Annotated in this window: 12 protein-coding genes; 4 read left to right on the forward strand and 8 right to left on the reverse strand. The window is 61.6% G+C overall.

The features are described from left to right. Positions 1–163 precede the first annotated feature (163 nt). The 3 genes from WA943_RS01815 to WA943_RS01825 form a co-directional block, all read right to left on the reverse strand. Positions 164–1480, reverse strand: coding sequence for an FkbM family methyltransferase (locus WA943_RS01815; protein ID WP_424468113.1), 1317 nt, complete (start codon positions 1478–1480; stop codon positions 164–166). 48 nt (positions 1481–1528) lie between these two features. Then, positions 1529–2209 (reverse strand): hypothetical protein, encoded by a 681-nt coding sequence (locus WA943_RS01820; protein WP_424468115.1) that lies wholly within the window; start codon positions 2207–2209, stop codon positions 1529–1531. Positions 2210–2438: 229 nt separating this feature from the next. Continuing rightward, the gene (locus tag WA943_RS01825; RefSeq protein ID WP_424468117.1) at positions 2439–4616 is read right to left on the reverse strand and encodes a primosomal protein N'; all 2178 of its coding nucleotides are present in this window, start codon (positions 4614–4616) and stop codon (positions 2439–2441) included. 227 nt (positions 4617–4843) lie between these two features. Here WA943_RS01825 and fsa point away from each other — a divergent pair, with 227 nt between their 5' ends. Genes fsa through WA943_RS01840 form a run of 3 tightly spaced genes read left to right on the forward strand, consistent with a single transcriptional unit; the run spans position 4844 to position 7204 of the window. Beyond that, positions 4844–5497 (forward strand): fructose-6-phosphate aldolase, encoded by a 654-nt coding sequence (gene fsa / locus WA943_RS01830; protein WP_424468119.1) that lies wholly within the window; start codon positions 4844–4846, stop codon positions 5495–5497. A gap of 10 nt (positions 5498–5507) precedes the next feature. Beyond that, a complete protein-coding gene (locus tag WA943_RS01835; RefSeq protein ID WP_424468121.1) occupies positions 5508–6245 on the forward strand; it encodes a DUF484 family protein in 738 nt (245 codons plus the stop codon). Then, a complete protein-coding gene (locus WA943_RS01840) occupies positions 6242–7204 on the forward strand; it encodes a tyrosine recombinase XerC (RefSeq protein ID WP_424468123.1) in 963 nt (320 codons plus the stop codon). The genes WA943_RS01835 and WA943_RS01840 overlap by 4 nt, the downstream gene beginning before the upstream one ends. 205 nt (positions 7205–7409) lie before the next feature. Here WA943_RS01840 and lpdA read toward each other — a convergent pair whose 3' ends face one another. The 5 genes from lpdA to sucC form a co-directional block, all read right to left on the reverse strand. Next, positions 7410–8801: a dihydrolipoyl dehydrogenase gene (lpdA, locus tag WA943_RS01845; protein ID WP_424468125.1), complete on the reverse strand. Its 1392-nt coding sequence runs from the start codon at positions 8799–8801 to the stop codon at positions 7410–7412. A 27-nt stretch (positions 8802–8828) separates the two neighbouring features. Further along, complete coding sequence (odhB, locus tag WA943_RS01850; protein WP_424468127.1) at positions 8829–10073, reverse strand: 2-oxoglutarate dehydrogenase complex dihydrolipoyllysine-residue succinyltransferase; 1245 nt, start codon at positions 10071–10073, stop codon at positions 8829–8831. Between the two features lie 25 nt (positions 10074–10098). Continuing rightward, a complete protein-coding gene (locus WA943_RS01855) occupies positions 10099–13038 on the reverse strand; it encodes a 2-oxoglutarate dehydrogenase E1 component (protein ID WP_424468129.1) in 2940 nt (979 codons plus the stop codon). 165 nt (positions 13039–13203) lie between these two features. Beyond that, positions 13204–14082 (reverse strand): succinate--CoA ligase subunit alpha, encoded by an 879-nt coding sequence (gene sucD, locus WA943_RS01860; RefSeq protein WP_424468131.1) that lies wholly within the window; start codon positions 14080–14082, stop codon positions 13204–13206. Continuing rightward, positions 14083–15252, reverse strand: a complete 1170-nt coding sequence (gene sucC / locus WA943_RS01865) for an ADP-forming succinate--CoA ligase subunit beta (protein WP_424468132.1) — start codon at positions 15250–15252, stop codon at positions 14083–14085. A gap of 384 nt (positions 15253–15636) precedes the next feature. Between sucC and WA943_RS01870 the strand changes: the two genes are divergently transcribed. Continuing rightward, a complete protein-coding gene (locus tag WA943_RS01870) occupies positions 15637–17670 on the forward strand; it encodes an LTA synthase family protein (RefSeq protein WP_424468133.1) in 2034 nt (677 codons plus the stop codon). Positions 17671–17754: the final 84 nt, after the last annotated feature.

Here is a 17754-nt window from a genome sequence, read left to right on the forward strand (position 1 = left end):
CCACAGTCCCCAAGGGCGGGGGTTAGGTAACACATGGGCATGGGCAGCGCAACACGGTCGCCAGGGAAATGGCGGAGATGCGGCATTTTGGGCATGGCAAAATGTCGCCGGGCAGGCCGCACGCGGCCCCTGCCGGGATGCAGAATCGCTCAGGCTTTATGGATCAGGCGGCCACGGCCACGAAATTCACCGCATTGATGCAGTGGAAACTCGTCGCGACCTTGTAGCCATGCGTGTCGCACCAGGCCTCGAAGTCGGGGATTTTGGGCCTGAAGACTTCGACCATCAGCACCGGCTTGTCGCGCTGGATCAGCTTTTCGGCGCCCTTGAGCACATCGAATTCCATGCCCTCGACGTCGATCTTCATGAAATCGACCGTCTCGCCCGCCAGCGTTTCGTCCAGCGGAAAGACTTCCAGCTCGCCGCCGCCCTGCGTCAGCCGGGCCGCGCCGAGATTGTTCTCGCCGGGCAGCATGACGGCAAACTTGCCATATTCGGCGCCCGCGCCGATGCCGATGCCGCGCTCGTCCACGACGCCTTCAAGCTTGTTCGCGCGAATATTTTCCGTCAGCAGCCGCACCGCATCCGGGTTCGGCTCGAAGGGGAAAATCTTCTTCGGCTTCATGTGCTGAGCATAGAAGACCAGATGATTGCCGACATTTGCCCCCACCTCGACGATGGTCTTGCCGCGCCCGATCATGGCGCGCAGCGTCGTCAGCTCCTCGATCTCGAAAAAATATCCATGCCCGTGATGGTGCTGAATGATATCGAAAGGATTGTCGACGCGAAACCACGCTACCTTTTCATCGAAGGTCACATCGCACATCAGCACGCGGTCGCGGCAGCAATCGAGAACGAGCGTTTCGATGACCTTGTCGCGAAGCAGGCTTTCCGCTGTCGGCAAGGCCGCCGCTGCCGGACGCCGCTCGATTGAAAACACATGCGCGACCTTGGCGCAGCGATATTGCGACCAGAGGTCGAGGTAATATTTATAGTCCTCGCCCGCATCCATCCCCGTGTCGAAGCGCACCGCATCGGCGCATTCCGTGCGAACGAAATGCCCCATCCGCAATGTGCTGTCGGGTGCGCAGCGCAGAATGGTTTCGATATTGTTCGCCGTCGGCAATTGATTGGCACGCAGAGCAATATCGTTGGTGCCGATGGTGTTCTCGCAAATATTGCCCCACACCGCATCGAGCCCGGCGTGATAATGCGCAACATCGGCGAAGGCCGAAGCGTTCAGTAGATCGCGTGGATCGAGAAAGAAAATCCACTCGCAATTTCGGCTACGCGCAATGTCGATCCCCGTATTTCGTCGCTCGGCTGGCGTCATCGCGCCTGTCGTATCCCACACGGGCACGATCTCGAAGCCGCTGAAAGGCCCCTGTCCATGCGCCCATGCCCGCTCGACAGAGGGGCAACTCACATCGAAATCGGATTGCTGGTCAGGGCCGATTGGAATGACGACAGCGCATTTCATGGGCATTCTCGATTGAGTTGGCGGACAAAAATAAAGTGACGAAGAAACTCAGCGCCAGTGCTGCTGAACCCAGCCGACCTGCGACAGTTCGTGCGGCTTGGGGCGCCCGTGGAAATTGACGATGCGAACATGGGCGTCGATATCTGATGGCACCTGAAGCGTCTCACCCTCCACCACGCAAACCTCGAAGCGGAAAGATCTGACGGCGCCCGGCACAGCTTCGTCGATGAAGTAGATGTCCTTCATCTGCTGCCAGATATAAAGCTGGTCGCCGCCCTCAAGCTCGAACACGCCCGGCAGGTCGCGGCAGAAGGCGTCATAGATGAATGAAAGTTCCGGCGCGCGATAATAGAGCCAGGACGAATTCACCTGCGAGCCCATCCAGCGCAGCGGATCGCGATAGGCGCAAAGACGCGCGCGCGATTTGCGGCACGTCTCGAGAAGCGGCGTCAGGTCGCCGGTAATGATCTGGTCGATATCGAGATAAAGCGTCTCGCCTTGCGGCATGACGGGCGAGAACAAAAAAATCTTGTTCCACCAGCCCGGCACATCGAATGGCGGCGCGATGACCTTGATTTCAGGATCGAGGCCGGTCGGGTCTTCCGTGATGCAATAGAGATCAAACGGCTCGGCCAGATGCCGCGTGAGCATCGACAGCATGCGGTTGACGTAATCGGCAGGATAGGCCGAACCGTATTTGACGGTGGCCACATTGAGACGGGGCGCCATTTAGATCCTCGTGACGACGGACCGTGCGATTGAACGCCCTCATGGTTAATCCGGCGTTAAGTCTGATCAGGGAAAGGAATCCGACGCCCGAAGCGCCAGTAAAACGCCGTGTCGTCCCGGGACTTGTTCCCGGGACCCATCGCTATCGGCGGGGCGTGAAGAAGATGGACCCCGGGTCAAGCCCGGGGTGACGCCTTGGGGTGAGGCCAGCGCGCCGTCCAGGCAATCTCTACAGAAAACTATAGGGATCTATATCGACCGAAACCCGCACCGCGCCGGGCACCTTCAAGGGTCCGAGCCAGGCCTGCATATAGGCCTGAATATTGACGTTGCGCGTCGCCTTCACCAGAAAGCGCAGCCGCGTCCGCCCGCGCAGCAGCGCCAGTGGCGCAGGCGCGGGCCCAAGCACCGAAATATTTTCCGCCCTCGGCGCTGCCCGCGCCAGTTCCCGCGCCCATTTCTGCGCCAGCGCCGCATTGGTGGAGGAGACGACGACGCCCGCAAGCCGCCCGAATGGCGGCAGGCTCACCCTTTCGCGCGCTTCCGATTCGCGCGCGAGGAACGCATCCCGGTCGCCCGCCACCAGCGCCCGCATCACCGTATGCTCGGGCATATAGGTCTGCAGATAGACCCGGCCCGGCCGCTCCGCGCGCCCTGCCCGCCCCGCCACCTGCTGCAAAAGCTGGAACGTGCGCTCCGCCGCGCGCAGATCGCCATTCTCAAGCCCGAGATCGGCATCGACGACGCCGACAACGGTAAGCCATGGAAAATGATGCCCCTTGGCGACGATCTGCGTCCCGATGACGATATCGACCTCGCGCGCCTCGATGGCGCGAAACGCCTCTTCGTGAGAAAGCGGCCCGCGCAGATTGTCGCTCGACAAGACGCTCGTGCGTGCCTCGGGGAAAAGCTCCGCCACTTCCTCCGCGATGCGCTCCACGCCCGGCCCGCAGGCGATGAGCGATTCTTCCGCGCCGCATGACGGGCAAGCCTTCGGCACCGGCGCCGTATATCCGCAATGATGGCAGACGAGTTCGCGGCGAAAGCGATGCTCGACAAGCCATGCCGTGCATTGCGGACATTCGATGCGATGCCCGCAAGTCCGGCACAAGGTCAGCGGCGCATAACCGCGACGATTGAGAAACAACATCGCCTGCTCGCCCGCCGCAAGCGCCGCGCCGATTTCCGCAACGAGCTTCGGCGCCAGCCAGCGCCCGCGCTCCGGCGGATCGTTGCGCATGTCGATGGCGATGATCGTCGGCATCTCCGCCGCGCCATGTCGCTGCGCCAGCGCCACGCGCTCATAGCGCCCCTGCTCGACATTCACCGCCGTCTCAAGCGAAGGCGTCGCCGAACTCAATATGATCGGAAAGGACCCGAGCGACGCACGCACCACCGCCATGTCGCGCGCGTGATAGGTCACGCCCTCATCCTGCTTGAACGCCGCCTCATGCTCTTCATCGACGACGATGAGCCCGAGTTCGGCAAACGGCAGAAACAGCGCCGAGCGTGCACCGACGACGACACGCGCGCGCCCCTCTGCCACACCGCGCCAGACGCGCGTGCGCTCGCGCGTCGAAAGTTCCGAATGCCACTCCGCAGGCTTGACGCCGAACCGCGCCTCGAAGCGAGCGAGAAACTGGCTCGTCAGCGCAATCTCCGGCAGCAGGATCAGCGCCTGCCGTCCCTGCCGCAGCGCCTCCGCCACTGCCTCGAAATAAACTTCCGTCTTTCCAGAACCCGTCACGCCATCAAGCAGCAGCGCCGAAAAACTTTTCTGCGCAACACGCGCGCGCAACACCTCTGCGGCCTCCGCCTGCTCGGCAGAGAGCGATTTGCCCGCACTCGCAAAATCAATCTCGGGAAACGCCGCCTCGCCCGGCAGTTCCACAGGCACCAGCGCACCTGCATCGACAAGCCCGCGCACCACCCCGTCCGAAACGCCAGCCTCTTCGGCGAGTTCGCGCACCGTCCGCGCAAACTGGTCCGCAGCGGTCTCGACGACACGCATCCGCGCAGGCGTCATCCGCGCCGGCCGCGTATCAACGAGCCGATAGGCAATGCGCATGCGCTGCGGCTCCAGCGCACCCGGCGCACGTATGGCGAGTCGCATCACCGAGCCACGCGGAGAGAGAGTATATTGCGACATCCAGTCGATGAACCGCCGCGACGCTTCCGGCATGGGCGGCACGTCGAGCACTTCGCGAATGGGCTTCAGCCGTTTTGCGTCAAACGTCCCCGTCCCCTCGCCCCAGACGACGCCCAGAATTTCCTGTGCCCCCAAAGGCACAATGACGTAAGAGCCCGGCTCCGCAATTAACCCGGCAGGAACCTCATAGTCGTAAGGTTCTGGCAGGGCGAGCGGAACAAGAACGCTGACGCTTTTTCTGGAGGGGTTAACGGACATCCGGTCCCGGTTTGTTAACGGCAGGTCTGGCGATTGCGAGAAAATTCAAAGCCGAACGGATAGTGTAACCTCTAATAAAGCAAGCAGAACATCGGCGCTTGCAAGCGAGCGCCGGAGGCGTCACAAGGGCAACCCGACCGGGGCTAAAAAAGAAACATTGCGCCGCGCGACCGACTGGATTGTCATACGGGCCATCGAAACCGCAGATAACAAGAGACGAAGCCCTCATGAAGTTTTTTGTCGATACCGCCGACATCGCCGACATCAAGGATCTGGCCTCGACAGGTCTTCTCGACGGCGTCACCACCAACCCGTCGCTGATCGCAAAATCCGGCCGCAACTTCCTTGAAGTCGTCGAGGAAATCTGCGGCATCGTCGAAGGTCCTGTCAGCGCCGAAGTCACCGCCCTCGATGTCGACACCATGCTCGCCGAAGGCCGCAAGCTTGCAAAGCTCGCCAAAAATATCGCCGTCAAGGTGCCGCTCACCTGGGACGGCCTCAAGGCCTGCAAGGTGCTGACCGGCGAAGGCACCATGGTGAACGTGACGCTTTGCTTCTCGGCCAATCAGGCGCTGCTCGCCGCCAAGGCTGGCGCTACCTTTATCTCGCCTTTCATCGGCCGCCTCGACGACATCAATCTCGATGGCATGGAACTCATTCACGAGATCCGCACCATCTATGACAATTACGACTACGCGACCCAGATTCTCGCTGCCTCGATCCGCACGGCCAACCACGTGAAAGAAGTGGCGATGCTTGGCGCCGACGTCGCGACAGTGCCGCCCGCCGTGCTGCGCAGCCTTGTAAACCACCCGCTGACCGACAAGGGGCTTGAACAGTTCCTCGCCGATTGGAAGAAGACCGGACAGAAGATCCTTTAAGGGAACCCTTATGAGTCAGTTCAACGACCGGACCGAAGCAGAGCAGATCAGAGAATCCACGCCCAGCGTCTCCGCAGACGAAGTGCGCGCCTTCCTTCTTCAGCATCCCGACTTCGTTGCCAGCGACGCCGATCTCATCGCCGCACTTCTGCCCGTGCGTGACGAAGGCGACAATGTCGTCGACATGCAGCAATTCGTGATCGCAAAGCTGCAGCGTCAGGTCCGCACATTGCGCGACATCCAGTCCGACCTCATCGAGGCCTCGTCGTTGAACTCACTGGCGCGCGAGCAGGTTCACGCCGCCGCGCTCGCCATGCTCGATGCGCGTTCCTTCGAGAGCTTCGTCGAATTCGTCACCTCCGCAGACGGCCTCGCCCGCACGCTCGGCCTGCAAGGCGCCGCCATCTGCCTCGAAACGGCGGGCAATGCGGCAGGCATCGGCGTGCCGAACATTCGCATGCTCGAGCCCGGCGGCGTCGGTCGCATGATCGGCGGCGACATGCCCTATCGCCTCGTCGCCAATGTGCATGGCAGCCGCGGCCTTTATGGCGAGCTTGCCGAAGGCGTGCAGTCCGAAGCGCTGGTGCGCCTCGACTTCTCGCCCATCACGCCCCCCGGTCTTCTCGCCCTTGGCGGCGCGGGTGCCGAGCAGTTCCACCCCGATCAGGCCGCCGACCTTCTCGAGTTCCTCGCTCGCATCGTCGAGCGTTGCGTGCGCCTGTGGCTGGATTTACCCCCGCAGCAGTGACCATAGCTCCGAGCCCCGACGAGGCGGCAGCCTCGATCGCGGCGGCTGGCGACGTGCGCGCCGAAATTCGCAAATGGTACGGCCATCTTCTCGGCGAAAAACGCTCATCGCCCTTGACGCTCATCGCCTATCACCGCGACGTCGCGGGCTTCTTTGAATTTCTCTGCGATCATCTGGGCGACCCGGCAAGCCTCGATGCCCTGCGCAAGCTGGAATTGCGCGACTTCCGCGCCTTCCTCACCCATCGCCGCAATGACGGGCTGACAAGCCGCAGCCTCGCGCGCAACCTCTCCAGCGTCCGCTCCTTCTTCCGCTTTCTCGACCGCTCCAATGTCGTCTCGAACGCGGCGCTGAAAGCGCTCCGTACACCGAAAATTCCCCACAGCATTCCAAAGCCCGTCGCGCCCGGCGCCGCCCTCGACATGATCGCGGAAACCGGCGCCATCGAATCGGCGCCCTGGATCGCCGCGCGCGACGCCGCCATCCTGACGCTGCTTTATGGCTGCGGCCTGCGCATCTCCGAAGCCCTCGGCCTGAACCGCAAGGACGCGCCCTTGCCCGAAGTGCTGCGCATCATCGGCAAGGGCCAGAAGGAACGCCTCGTCCCCGTGCTGCCCGTCACGCGCGCCGCCGTTGACGACTATCTCCGCCTCTGCCCCTTCGGCCTCGCGCCGGGCGATCCGCTCTTTCTCGGCGCGCGCGGTAAACGCATCGACCAGCGCATGGTGCGCGGCCTCGTCATCCACCTCCGCCGCCGCCTCGGCCTCGCCGACACGGTAACACCCCACGCCTTCCGCCACAGCTTCGCCACGCATCTTCTGGCGGGCGGCGGCGACCTGCGCTCAATCCAGGAACTGCTCGGCCATGCGAGCCTTTCGACCACGCAGATGTACACGGAAGTCGAAAGCGAACGCCTGCTGGAAATTTACGACAAGGCGCATCCGAGAGCGGGGCATTAGGCAGCCCACTATCGACACTTCCGTCATGGCCGGGCTCGACCCGGCCATCTACGTCTTTTCTTCATCGTGACAGGAAAACGTGGATACGCGGGTCAAGCCCGCGCATGACGACCTTGGTGAACGCCCACCACCGCAAAGCCCTCTCCCCTCCGGGGAGAGGGTGGGGTGAGGGGCCTTGCCGTTTGCACAGCCCGGCCCGCACCGCTCACATATGGATCGGCAACCCCGTGACCGCCAGCGCCGCTTCCTTCACCGCTTCCGAAAGCGTCGGATGCGCAAAGCACATGCGCGCAATATCCTCGGAGCTGCCCGCGAATTCCATCGCGACGACCGCTTCCTGAATAAGCTCGCCCGCATTCACACCGATAATGTGAACGCCGAGTATGCGGTCGGTCGTCTTGTCGGCGAGAATCTTGACGAAGCCTTCGGTCGTCTTGTTCGCCTTGGCGCGGCCATTGGCCGTGAAGGGGAACTTGCCGGAATTATATTCGACGCCTTCGGCCTTCAATTGCTCCTCGGTCTTGCCGACCGATGCAACTTCCGGCGAGGTGTAAACGACACCCGGAATGACGTCGTAATTCACATCGCCCCAATGTCCGGCCAGACGCTCCGCCAGCGCCACGCCCTCTTCCATCGCCTTATGCGCAAGCATCGGCCCGGCGATCACATCGCCGATCGCATAAATGCCATCGACATTGGTCTTGAACGAGCCATCCACTTCGACGCGGCCGCGCTTGTCGGTCTTCACGCCGACAGCCTCAAGCCCAAGCCCCTGCGTATAGGCAACGCGCCCGACGGCCACGAGCACGACATCCGTTTCGAGCACCTGCGTCTCGCCGCCAGCCGCGGGTTCGACGCTGACCTTGAGACCGGACTTCGCCTTCTCGACCTTCGTCACCTTCGAGCCGAGCTTGAATTCAAAGCCCTGCTTTTTCAGGATGCGCGTGAAATTCTTCACCACCTCGCCATCCGTGCCCGGCAGGATCGCGTCGAGGAATTCAACCACCGTCACCTTCGCGCCGAGCCGTCCCCAGACCGAGCCAAGCTCAAGCCCGATGACGCCGCCGCCGATCACCAGTAACCGCTCCGGCACTTTCGAAAGCGTCAGCGCGCCGGTCGATGAAATGATCTGCTTCTCGTCGATCTCGATGCCGGGAAGACGCGCAACATCGGAGCCCGTGGCGATGACGATATTCTTCGCCTCCAGCACACGCTCGCCGACCTTCACCTTGCCGGGCGCGGCAATGACGCCCTCGCCCTTCACCCATTCAATCTTGTTCTTCTTGAACAGGAACTCGACGCCCTTCGTATTGCCGTCGACCGCCTCGTCCTTGAAGGTCAGAAGCTGCTTCAGATTGATCTTGGGCGCGCCGACCTCGATCCCCATGGCGGGAAACGCATGCGTCACATCCGCAAAAAGCTCGGACGCATGCAACAGAGCCTTGGACGGAATGCAGCCGATATTGAGGCAGGTGCCGCCAAGCCGGTCGCGCTTCTCGACGCAAGCGACGCTCAGCCCAAGCTGCGCCGCCTTGATCGCGCATTCATAACCGCCGGGTCCGGCGCCGATCACCACAAGGTCGAACGCATCCGCCATGACTGCCTCCAGATAAGTTTCAGTGCGTCAGAGATCGAGCAGCAGGCGCTGCGGATCTTCGAGCGATTCCTTGACGCGAACGAGGAAGGTCACGGCCTCGCGTCCATCGACGATGCGATGATCGTAGGAAAGCGCCAGATACATCATCGGGCGGATTTCAACCTTGCCGCCAATGGCGACAGGCCGTTCCTGGATCTTGTGCATGCCGAGCACGCCGGACTGCGGCGTATTGAGGATCGGCGTCGACATCAGCGAGCCGTAAACGCCGCCGTTCGAAATCGTGAAGGTGCCGCCCTGCAACTCTTCGAGCTTGAGCTGCCCGTCACGCGCGCGCTTGCCGTAATCGTTGATCGTCTTTTCGATATCGGCAAAGGACAGCTCCTGCGCCTCGCGCACCACCGGCACGACAAGACCGCGCTCGGTGCCGACCGCAACGCCGATATTGTAGTAATTCTTGTAGACGATATCGTCGCCGTCGATCTCGCCATTGACGGCGGGAATTTCCTTCAGCGCCGCAATGCAGGCCTTGACGAAGAAGCCCATGAAGCCGACGCGCACGCCGTGCTTCTTCTCAAACAATTCCTTGTACTGATTGCGCAGCGCCATCACCGCCGACATGTCCACCTCGTTGAAGGTGGTGAGCATGGCCGCCGTGTTCTGGGCTTCCTTCAGGCGCGTCGCAATCGTCTTGCGAAGCCGCGTCATGCGCACGCGCTCTTCGCGCGCCGACTGCTCGACAGGCGCACGAACCGCAATCGTCACAGGCGCAGCAGCAGGCCTTGCCGCCGCTTCCAGCGCGTCACCCTTCGTGATGCGACCATCGCGGCCAGTGCCCTCGATCTGCGAAGGCTCGAGATTGTTTTCGGCAACCACGCGGCGCACGGAAGGTGCGAGCGCAGCGTCAGCCGCCTTTGCGGGCGCGGGCTTTGCGGCTGCAGGCGCTGCCGGAGCAGGCGCAGGTGCTGCGGCCTTCGGCGCTTCGGCCTTTTTCGGCTCTTCCTTCTTCGGCGCGGGCTTTGCCGCCGCCTTGCCGGAACCTTCGCCGATGGCGCCAAGCACGGTGCCGATATTCACCGTCTCGCCGCTCTTCACCAGAATTTCCGACAGCACGCCGGAGGCAGGCGCGGGAACTTCCACCGTCACCTTGTCGGTTTCAAGCTCGACCAGCGGCTCGTCCACCGTCACCGTATCGCCCGGTTGTTTGAACCACTGCGCCACGGTCGCTTCCGTGACTGATTCGCCGAGTGCCGGCACCTTGACTTCCGTCGCCATGCTCGTTTCGCCTTTCAAAGAAAAATCAATCGATCTTCAACGCATCCGACAGGAACTGATTGAGCTGCTGCACGTGCTTGCTCATCAGGCCCACCGCGGGCGATGCCGCTGCCGGACGCCCCGCATAGCGCGCACGGCGGAAGCGCGCGCCGACATGGTCGAGGACCCATTCGATATTGGGTTCCATGAATTGCCACGCGCCCATGTTCTTGGGCTCTTCCTGACACCAGACGATTTCCGCCTGCTGGAAGCGCGACAATTCGTTCATCAGCGACTTCGCCGGGAACGGATAGAGCTGCTCGACGCGCATCAGATAGATGTCGTCGATGCCGCGCTTCTCGCGCTCCTCATAAAGGTCGTAATAGACCTTGCCCGTGCACATGACGACGCGCTTGATCTTGTCGTCGCTGACGAGCTTGATCTTCTCGCCCTTCAGCATCTGCGCATCGTCCCAGAGCACGCGATGGAAGGTCGAGTCCGGTCCGAACTCTTCGATCTTCGACACGACGCGCTTGTGACGCAGCAAGGACTTCGGCGTCATGATGATGAGCGGCTTGCGGAACTTGCGATGCATCTGGCGACGCAGCACGTGGAAATAATTCATCGGCGTCGTGCAGTTCACGACCTGCATATTGTCTTCGGCGCACATCTGCAGGTAACGCTCAAGACGCGCCGAGGAATGCTCGGGCCCCGCGCCTTCATAGCCATGCGGCAATAGCATCACGAGGCCGCACATGCGCAGCCACTTGCGCTCGCCCGACGAGATAAACTGGTCGACGACGACCTGCGCGCCATTGGCGAAGTCGCCATATTGCGCTTCCCAGAGCGTCAGCGCATTGGGCTCGGCAAGGGCATAGCCATATTCGAAACCGAGCACCGCGTTTTCCGAAAGCATCGAGTTGATGACTTCGTATTGCGCCTGGGTTTCAGCCACATGATTGAGCGGAATATAGCGATCTTCCGTCTCCTGATCGTTGAGCACCGAATGGCGCTGCACGAATGTGCCGCGCTCGGAATCCTGCCCCGACAGGCGCACCTTGAAGCCTTCGTTGAGCAGCGTGGCAAAAGCCAGCGCCTCCGCCATGCCCCAGTCGATGCCCTGGCCCGTTTCGATCATCTTGCGGCGGTTGTCCATGAACCGCTGGATGGTCTTGTGAATGTTGAAGCCTTCCGGCACCGCCGAGAGCTTCATGCCTATATCGCGCAGCAGCTTGAGATCGACGCCCGTTTCGCCGCGTTGCGCCTCGCCCTCGGCGCGGCCAAGCCCCGCCCAGCGCCCGTCCAGCCAGTCGGCCTTGTTGGGGCGGAAACCGTTCGAGGCTTCGTATTCGACTTCAAGCTCCTGACGGAACGCGTCGGCGCGCTCATGCACCTGCTCGACCGTCAGCAGACCCGACGCCACGATCCGCTGGGTATAAAGCTCCAGCGTCGTCGGATGGCTGCGGATCTTCTTGTACATCAAGGGCTGCGTGAAGCTCGGCTCGTCGGACTCGTTATGTCCAAAGCGCCGATAGCAGAACATGTCCACCACGACAGGCTTGTTGAAGCGCTGACGGAACTCCGTCGCGATCTTCGTCGCATGCACAACCGCTTCCGGATCGTCGCCGTTCACGTGGAAGATCGGCGCCTGCACCATCTTCGCCACGTCGGAGGGATAGGGCGATGAGCGCGAGAAGATCGGGCTCGTCGTGAAGCCGATCTGGTTGTTGATGATGAAGTGGATCGAGCCGCCGGTGCGATGCCCCTTCAGCCCCGAAAGCCCGAGGCATTCAGCAACGACGCCCTGGCCCGCGAAAGCCGCGTCGCCATGAATGAGCAGCGGAATGACCGTCCCGCGCGCGCCGTCATGCAACTGGTCCTGCTTCGCACGTGCCTTGCCCAGCACGACCGGATCGACGATTTCCAGATGCGAGGGATTTGCCGTCAGCGACAGATGCACCTTGTTGCCGTCGAACTCGCGGTCCGACGAGGCACCCAGATGATATTTGACGTCGCCCGAACCATCCACGTCTTCGGGGTTCGACGAACCGCCCTTGAACTCGTGGAAGATCGCGCGATAAGGCTTCGACATCACATTGGCGAGCACGTTCAACCGCCCGCGATGCGCCATGCCGAGCACGATTTCCTTCACGCCCAGCGCGCCGCCGCGCTTGATGACCTGCTCGAGCGCCGGAATCATCGCTTCCGCGCCATCAAGGCCGAAACGCTTCGTGCCGATATATTTCACGCCCGCGAAACGCTCGAAGCCTTCCGCCTGAATCAGCTTGTCGAGAATCGCAAGCCGGCCCATCTCGGTGAAGGTGACTTCCTTGTCCGGCCCCTCGATGCGCTCCTGAATCCATGCCTTCTCTTCGGGATCGCCGATATGCATGAACTCGACGCCGATCGTGCCGCAATAGGTGCGACGCAGGATCTCGAGCATCTGGCGAACCGTCGCCGTCTCGAGCCCCAGCACATTGTCGATGAAGATCGGACGGTCGAGATCGTCCGGCCCGAAGCCATAGCTTTCCGGCTGCAGCTCGGGATGCTGCGACTTCGGCCGCAATTGCAGCGGATCGATATCGGCATCGAGATGGCCGCGAATGCGGTAGGCGCGGATCATCATCAGCGCGCGAACCGAATCGAGCGTCGCCGCGCGGATTTCCGCTTCGGACGCGCCGCTCTTGCGCTCCGCAAGCTTCTGCTTGATCGGCCCTTCAGCCGCCGCCCAGTTACCGTCAAAGGCATTGACCAGCTCGCCATTGGCGAGCGGCGGCCAGTCGGCACGCTGCCACGAAGCGCCCCGCGCCTCGCTCAGAACCTCTTCGCGCGTATCGCCGAGCCCGTCGAAGAATGTCCGCCACTCTGCATCGACCGAATTGGGGTCCTGCTGGTAGCGAGCATAAAGCTGCTCGACAAACGCCGCGTTCGTACCGTTGAGGAAGGAGGTTTGTTCCAAGCGCTGGCGTGCGCTGTCATTGCTCATGTCGATAGGCCTCTACGACGGGAGCGCGGTGGGGGGTGCCGCGTCTCCTTTGTGAAGTCAGGCATGCAACGCTTGCCGCTGCACGAATCCTACATCCGTAACATCAACAAGCCATTTAAAATTCTTGCGGAATCCCCACCCCATTGGCGGGGATTCCGCAAATTCTCAACGTCCTGCGAGCAGCTCGACGAGGGTCGTGCCGAGCGCTGCCGGCGAACTGGCAACCCGGATGCCGGCCGAACGCATGGCCTCCATCTTGTCGCCCGCGCCGCCCTTGCCGCCGGAGATGATGGCGCCAGCATGGCCCATCCGCCGTCCGGGAGGTGCGGTCACACCGGCGATGAAGCCGACGACCGGCTTCTTCACCTTGGACTGCTTCAGGAACTCTGCCGCGTCTTCTTCCGCCGAGCCGCCGATTTCGCCGATCATGATGATCGACTTCGTCTCCGGATCGTTGAGGAAGAGTTCGAGGCAGTCGATGAAGTTGGTGCCGTTGACGGGATCGCCGCCGATACCGATGCAGGTTGTCTGACCAAGACCCACAGCGGTCGTCTGGTGAACCGCCTCATATGTAAGCGTACCCGAGCGGGAAACAATGCCGACCGAGCCGCGCTTGTGAATGTGGCCGGGCATGATGCCGATCTTGCATTCGCCGGGCGTGATGACGCCGGGGCAGTTCGGCCCGACGAGACGCGTCTTCGAGCCCGAAAGCGCGCGCTTCACCTTCACCATGTCGAGAACCGGAATGCCCTCGGTGATGCAGACGGCAAGCTCGATGCCCGCATCGATGGCTTCCAGAATGGCGTCGGCCGCAAACGGCGGCGGAACATAGATCGCAGAAGCCGTCGCGCCTGTGCGCGCAACCGCTTCGGCCACCGTGTCGAAAACGGGAAGGCCGAGATGCGTCGAGCCGCCTTTGCCGGGCGAGGTGCCGCCGACCATCTTCGTCCCATAGGCAATCGCCTGTTCCGAATGGAAGGTGCCCTGCTTGCCGGTGAAGCCCTGGGTGATGACTTTCGTGTTCTTGTCGATCAGCACAGCCATTTACGCGGCCTCCTTCACGGCTTTGACGATTTTCTCAGCCGCGTCGGCGAGGTTATCGGCGGAAATAATGGGAAGCCCGGACTCGGCCATGATCTTCTTGCCGAGTTCGACATTCGTGCCTTCGAGGCGCACGACCAGCGGCACGTTGAGCTTCACCTCTTTCGCAGCGGCGACGACGCCTTCCGCGATGATGTCGCAACGCATGATGCCGCCGAAGATATTGACCAGAATGCCTTCGACGCTCGGGTCCGACAGAATGATCTTGAAGGCTTCCGTCACCTTCTCGCGGGTTGCGCCGCCGCCCACGTCGAGGAAGTTCGCAGGCTCGGAGCCATAAAGCTTGATGATGTCCATCGTCGCCATGGCAAGGCCTGCGCCATTGACCATGCAGCCGATCTTGCCGTCGAGCTTGATGTAATTGAGGTCATACTTCGACGCTTCGACTTCCGCCGGATCTTCTTCCGTCAGGTCGCGCAGCGCCACGATGTCCTTGTGACGGTAAAGCGCGTTCGAGTCGAAATTCACCTTCGCGTCGAGGCAGATGAGATTGCCCTCGCCCGTCACGACGAGCGGATTGATCTCGAGCATGCTCATGTCTTCTTCGGTGAAGGCCTTGTAGAGATTGGTGATGAGTTCAACACCCTGCTTCACCTGGTCGCCTTCGAGGCCGAGCGCATAAGCGATCTTGCGGCCGTGAAACGCCTGAATGCCGGCAGCCGGATCGACCGAGAAGCTCAGGATTTTTTCAGGCGTGTTATGCGCCACTTCCTCGATGTCCATGCCGCCTTCGGTCGAGGCGATGAAGGACACGCGCGAGGTTTCGCGATCGACGAGGATCGAGAGGTAAAGCTCGCGTTTGATGTTCGAGCCTTCTTCGACATAGACGCGCTGGACGAGCTTGCCTTCCGGCCCGGTCTGATGCGTGACGAGCGTCATGCCGAGCATGCGCGTCGCTTCAGCCTTCACATCCTCGATCGACTTCACGACCTTGACGCCGCCGCCCTTGCCGCGACCGCCTGCATGGATCTGCGCCTTGACGACATAGACAGGACCGCCAAGCGATTTGGCCTGGGTAACGGCTTCGTCGGGGCTGAAGGCCGCGCCGCCGCGAGGCACAGGCACGCCGTATTTAGCAAGCACGGCCTTGGCCTGATATTCGTGAATATTCATTCGGAATGTCCGGGCTGAATGGGGCCGCCGAAACCGCGCCGTCCCCCAATGAAACTTCGGTTCAGGTCGAGTTATAGCACCCGAGAACGCCGGTGCAATCGCTAAACGCTGAATCTCAATTCAGAAGTTCGAGGCATTTATAACTGACAAAACTCTCAATAAAATTATGGGCATAGCCCTGACGCAGCGTCGGCCACCCGCCATCCCCCGTCCCGCAACCGCCGCATTATGCTGCAAAATGGCCCTTCTTTTATTAACGCGAAGCCACGCAAGCTTTCTGGCAAAACGTGGCTTTCATGTTACAGTCCCGCGACGGGGAGAGCGGCAGCAAGCTGCGGGGGTACTGTGTAACAGAGGCAGAGCCGCCAAACGGCTCGTTCAGCCATGCAAAAATTTGAGTCTATTCGTCGCCGCTTCGTGCCGGACATAAGCGCCCGCTTGCGCCTGACACTTATTCTCGGCGGGGCCGCCTTCGCGGTCTTCACCCTGCTGCGCCTTGCGCTGCTGGCCGCGCTCACCACACCGCCCGCCGAGCGTAGCCTCGGCGATCTGGCGACCGCACTCGCAAGCGGCGCCTTGCGCGATTTGAGCGTCGCCCTTCTCTTCGCCTTTTTCTTCATGCTGCTGCTCAACCTGCGAGGCGGCGCCTGGGAGAAAAAATTCGGTCGCGGCGCGATCCGCACCATCATCGCGCTCGGCTTCTTCCTGCTGCTCTTCAGCGCCATTGCCGAAATGCTTTTCTGGGACGAGTTCGACAGCAGGCTCAACGGCATCGCGCTCTACTATCTGATGTTCCCGCGCGAGGTGATCGGCAATCTGCAACAGTCGTTCAACATCGCGCTTTATCTGCCGATGGTCGCCGCCGCCGCTCTTGCCCTGACATGGGCCTTGCGTCGGCCCATCGCGCACGCGCTCGACGCAATCCCCGCAAAGAGAGCGCGGTTGCGGGAACTCGGCGCGGCGGTCCTCGTCCTCATCGTCGCGGTGTCGCTCGCCGACACAGTGCCCGCTTCCGTCAGCGCCAATCGCGAATTCAACCAGCTTGCCGAAAACGGCTGGGACACATTCATCGAAGCCGCACTGACCAACGATCAGGAATATGACGGCGTCTATCCGACGATGGATGAGAGCGAAGCCATCGTCACGCTGCGCAAACTCGTCGCGCAGAGCAATACGACTTTTCTCGATCCTGAAAATGTCCGCAGCATTCGCCGCTGGGTCGATAACGGCACCGCGCCGAAGAAACTCAACATCGTCATCGTCACGAATGAATCCTTCGGCTCGAAATTCATCACCGTCCTCGACAACAAGGGCGGAAAGGTACTGACGCCGCACCTCGACAAGCTGTCGAAGGAAAGCCTCTTCTTCACCAATATCTACGCCTCCGGCGACCGTACCGTGCGCGGCCTCGAAGCGACCGAAACCGCCTTCGCGCCGATCCCCGGCATCTCGACCGCGCGTCGCCCCGAATCTCCTGGCATGTATTCGCTGCCCTCCCTGCTGAAAAGCTTCGGCTATCAAACCTCCATTCTCTATGGCGGCCGCGCCGTCTTCGACAATATGGGCGCCTTCTGGTCGGGCATCGGCTTCGATCCGGTATGGGACCAGTCGGACATTCGCCATGAAAGCTTCACCACCGCCTGGGGCGTATCGGACGAAGACCTCTACACAGAAGCCCTGCAGCGCATGGATGAAATGGCGGCAGAGAAAAAGCCGTTCCTCCTTACACTGATGACGGTTTCAAACCATCGCCCCTATCTCTTCCCCGAAACGCACGTCACGTCCGATCCGGAATTGACGGGCCGCGCAAATTCCGCGCGCTATGCGGACTGGGCCTATGGCGATTTTGTCGAGCGCGCGAAATCCCATAAGTGGTTCGACAATACGGTTTTCGTTTTCGTCGCCGACCACAGCGAAAAGATAAACGGCGCCGCGCAAGTGCCGCTGCAAGACATGCGCATCCCGGTCCTCATCTACGCGCCCAAACACATCGCACCGCAAACGGTGACGACGCTCGGTGCGCAAATCGACCTCATCCCGACGCTGCTCGGCAAACTTGGCTTTTCATATGTGAGCCCCTTCTTCGGCAAGGATCTGGCGCTGGTGCCCGAAGGTGGCGGCTGGATATCTGCGGCGCATAATTTTTCAATCGCCTATGGCCGCCCCGGCCACGTCGTCGTGCTTCAGCCAAAGAACCCGACGCTGGGATATTCCTTCACACCGGGCCTCGCGCCGCTGACGCCCGAAACGCCCGACCCGGAAACCGTGAAGGAAGCGACTGCCCTCACACAGACCGCGCATCGCATGTTCTACGCGCACCAGTACCACATGCCCGACACCGACATCTGGCCACAACGCACATCTCCCTCAACCGCGCTCGCGCATGAATCCCGACTGGAACCGACCAAGGTGCAGTAACGGATTTTCTTCCGTCATTGCAAGCGCCAACGCCATTCGAGATTTAGCGCAGAACCTCACCTCGAACTCGGCGTCGTCCCGGGA

Source organism: Parvibaculum sp., assembly GCF_049651025.1.
Lineage (GTDB): Bacteria > Pseudomonadota > Alphaproteobacteria > Parvibaculales > Parvibaculaceae > Parvibaculum.

Coding starts and splice junctions, on each gene's coding strand:
- sucD (WP_424468131.1), bottom strand. CDS start 14,082: ATGGCTGTGCTGATCGACAAGAACACGAAAGTCATCACCCAGGGCTTC.
- WA943_RS01815 (WP_424468113.1), bottom strand. CDS start 1,480: ATGAAATGCGCTGTCGTCATTCCAATCGGCCCTGACCAGCAATCCGAT.
- fsa (WP_424468119.1), top strand. CDS start 4,844: ATGAAGTTTTTTGTCGATACCGCCGACATCGCCGACATCAAGGATCTG.
- WA943_RS01825 (WP_424468117.1), bottom strand. CDS start 4,616: ATGTCCGTTAACCCCTCCAGAAAAAGCGTCAGCGTTCTTGTTCCGCTC.
- sucC (WP_424468132.1), bottom strand. CDS start 15,252: ATGAATATTCACGAATATCAGGCCAAGGCCGTGCTTGCTAAATACGGC.
- WA943_RS01835 (WP_424468121.1), top strand. CDS start 5,508: ATGAGTCAGTTCAACGACCGGACCGAAGCAGAGCAGATCAGAGAATCC.
- lpdA (WP_424468125.1), bottom strand. CDS start 8,801: ATGGCGGATGCGTTCGACCTTGTGGTGATCGGCGCCGGACCCGGCGGT.
- WA943_RS01820 (WP_424468115.1), bottom strand. CDS start 2,209: ATGGCGCCCCGTCTCAATGTGGCCACCGTCAAATACGGTTCGGCCTAT.
- WA943_RS01855 (WP_424468129.1), bottom strand. CDS start 13,038: ATGAGCAATGACAGCGCACGCCAGCGCTTGGAACAAACCTCCTTCCTC.
- odhB (WP_424468127.1), bottom strand. CDS start 10,073: ATGGCGACGGAAGTCAAGGTGCCGGCACTCGGCGAATCAGTCACGGAA.
- WA943_RS01870 (WP_424468133.1), top strand. CDS start 15,637: ATGCAAAAATTTGAGTCTATTCGTCGCCGCTTCGTGCCGGACATAAGC.